This is a genomic window from [Phormidium] sp. LEGE 05292 (genome assembly GCF_015207735.1).
Lineage (GTDB): Bacteria > Cyanobacteriota > Cyanobacteriia > Cyanobacteriales > Aerosakkonemataceae > Floridanema.
The window spans coordinates 1-2,423 of sequence record NZ_JADEWG010000310.1; the positions used below are offsets into that span (position 1 = coordinate 1).

Here is a 2,423-nt window from a genome sequence, read left to right on the forward strand (position 1 = left end):
GAACCTGCTACGGGTTCGCGGATGCCATCGATGTCTACTGGAGGTGCAGCGATGAAGGCAATGATGAAACAGGTGGTTGCGGTGAGCAATGTTGGGATCATCAATACGCCGAACCAGCCGATGTATAAGCGGTTTTCGGTAGAAGTGATCCAGTTGCAGAACCGTTCCCAGACGTTAGCGCTTTCGCGGCGTTGAATGGTTGTGGTCATTTGTTTATGATTGCGATTGAATTTTCAAGGTTGGTATGATGTTTCTAATTATTGAGCAAATTGTTAAGGTTTGTAAAGGGGTTTAGGAACAGTTTTATTAAACTCAATCATAAGCCCAGCTTATGAAAATTGGTAGTTAGTAGCTGGTAGTTGGATAAATTTGCCATTACCGCATTTACCCCCACTACCAGCCTAGAAATATTACTGACTGGCAACTTGAGTGACTATAAATACTTGACATAAATTCGATCGCATCTTGGAGTCTCCACACCCGAAGCAGGTTGATAACCACTACTTTCATACAATTTCACAGCTTCCTTTAAAACACTTGCCGTTTCAATCCAAATTTCCCGAAAACCTTTATTCTCAATAGTTTTTTCCAATTGGGCCAACAAATACTTACCTAAACCTTGTCCTCGCGCTTCTGGTAACAGATACATTTTGCGAATTTCCACCGCTTTTGCGCCGCGTTTTACCGGATAATAAGCCGCTGTTCCGACAACTTTTCCTTGCTTTTCCACTACCCAAAACTCACCCCCAGTAGACAGATAAAAATCTTCCACATTAATCACATCTCGATCGGCAGCTGTGGGTAGCCAAGGTAAACCATATTCTGTTAAAACAGAATGGAGAATATTAGCAGCAATATTACGATCGCACTCTTGCCAATCACGAATTAAAAACCCTTGATAATAACACTTCATTAGCTGTGAATTCTCGGTTCAGGATGCAAACTTGACAAAATTTCACTTTCGATGATAGCCAACTCTTCTAATCTCCCATTCACCTGAGAACGTGCAAAATAAGTATCAGCTAAAGTCCAATAAATTCCGTAATGTCGAGCTTCCGAAGCCATCAAACTGTGATAAAATTTAGCTAAATCAGGATCGAGACAATGAGTAGCTAACAAACCCAATCTTTCGTGACTACGAGCTTCAATTAAACCAGAAATTAACAAAGAATCCAAAAAGCGCCAAGGTTCATCTTTACGAATTTGCTTATTTAAAGAAGCACCATAAGGAGGCGCAGCTAACTGACGCAAGGGAATTTCCCTTCTTTCTAACCACTGATTCACTAACTCAAAGTGTTCCAGTTCTTCTTTTGCGATCGCCGTTAGCATCCGCACCATCTTAGTATTAGAAGGATAGCGAAACATTAAATTTAACGCCACCCCAGCAGCTTTCCGCTCACAATGGGAGTGATCTAGTAAAATCACATCCAGATTATTGATTGCTTGTTCCACCCACTCCCAGCGAGTCGGTTGTTTCAAAATATTAATTCTGGGCAATTTAGATGAATTACTATGTAGCCAGTCAGGAGTCATTAGGGGCATAATTAAATAAGCAGGGTGTCCTAATAGTTACTAATTTTTTTGGTTGTGAGTCAGGGTCGCCTCAACCACCAATGTGAAGTTTTAGTTAAATATTTTGCTATTGAAAATTAAATGGAAAAAAGTATTCATCGTCGGATTGTGATCGGTGATGTTCATGGTCACTATAACGCCCTCATGACCTTGTTAGAGGCGATCGCTCCTAGCACAGAAGATGAGGTATATTTTTTGGGAGACTTAATCGATCGAGGCCCCCAAAGTTTTCAGGTAGTCGATTTTGTCCAAGCTAGTCCATTTTATTGCCTTTTAGGTAATCATGAACAACTACTATTAGACAGCTTCGCCAACCACCAAAACCAACAAACAATCATGCAAGTTTGGTTATATAGTGGCGGACATAGTACGATCGCCAGCTATCGCCAAGAAGGAATTTCCATTTTGTCCGAACATATAGAATGGATGCGAACCTTACCCACATATTTAGACTTAGGAGATGTTTGGTTAGTTCATGCAGGCGTACATCCAGAAATGCCCATAGAAGAACAAAGTATCGATCAATTTTGTTGGATTCGGGACGAATTTCATAGCATGACAAAACCCTATTTTCCCGACAAATTAATTATTACCGGACACACCATCACCTTTACTTTACCCAACGTTCCCCCCGGAAAAATCGCCTCTGGACAAGGTTGGCTAGGCATCGACACAGGTGCATATCATCGCAAAAGTGGCTGGTTAACAGCATTGGATCTTACCAATTCCCTTGTTTATCAAGTCAACGTCTTTGAAGAAACTCTCCGTACCCTAACCCTAGAAAATGCCATCACCAGAGTAGAACCAGAATTAGTTTTACCACGCAATTAAGGGCAGGGGGAGATGGGGAG

General features: G+C 41.4%; 3 protein-coding genes and 1 pseudogene. 1 reads left to right on the forward strand and 3 read right to left on the reverse strand.

The genetic code is table 11. The features are described 5' to 3' along the window. From IQ264_RS32210 to IQ264_RS32220, 3 genes and pseudogenes are all read right to left on the reverse strand, one after another. Positions 1–209: pseudogene (locus IQ264_RS32210) on the reverse strand (photosystem II q(b) protein); the annotation flags it as partial. Positions 210–433: 224 nt separating this feature from the next. After that, positions 434–913 carry a GNAT family N-acetyltransferase gene (locus IQ264_RS32215; protein ID WP_193986807.1) on the reverse strand — a complete coding sequence of 160 codons (480 nt, stop codon included), beginning with the start codon at positions 911–913 and terminating at the stop codon, positions 434–436. After that, positions 913–1,542, reverse strand: coding sequence for a tRNA-(ms[2]io[6]A)-hydroxylase (locus tag IQ264_RS32220; RefSeq protein WP_413470382.1), 630 nt, complete (start codon positions 1,540–1,542; stop codon positions 913–915). The genes IQ264_RS32215 and IQ264_RS32220 overlap by 1 nt, the downstream gene beginning before the upstream one ends. A 111-nt stretch (positions 1,543–1,653) precedes the next feature. On the opposite strand from IQ264_RS32220, the gene IQ264_RS32225 reads away from it, so the two are divergent. Then, positions 1,654–2,403 carry a metallophosphoesterase family protein gene (locus tag IQ264_RS32225; protein ID WP_193986810.1) on the forward strand — a complete coding sequence of 250 codons (750 nt, stop codon included), beginning with the start codon at positions 1,654–1,656 and terminating at the stop codon, positions 2,401–2,403. The last annotated feature ends 20 nt before the right edge of the window (positions 2,404–2,423 follow it).

Excerpts from the sequence above, each read along its gene's own strand:
- IQ264_RS32215 (WP_193986807.1), bottom strand. The coding sequence starts at position 913 with ATGAAGTGTTATTATCAAGGGTTTTTAATTCGTGATTGGCAAGAGTGC.
- IQ264_RS32220 (WP_413470382.1), bottom strand. The coding sequence starts at position 1,542 with ATGCCCCTAATGACTCCTGACTGGCTACATAGTAATTCATCTAAATTG.
- IQ264_RS32225 (WP_193986810.1), top strand. The coding sequence starts at position 1,654 with ATGGAAAAAAGTATTCATCGTCGGATTGTGATCGGTGATGTTCATGGT.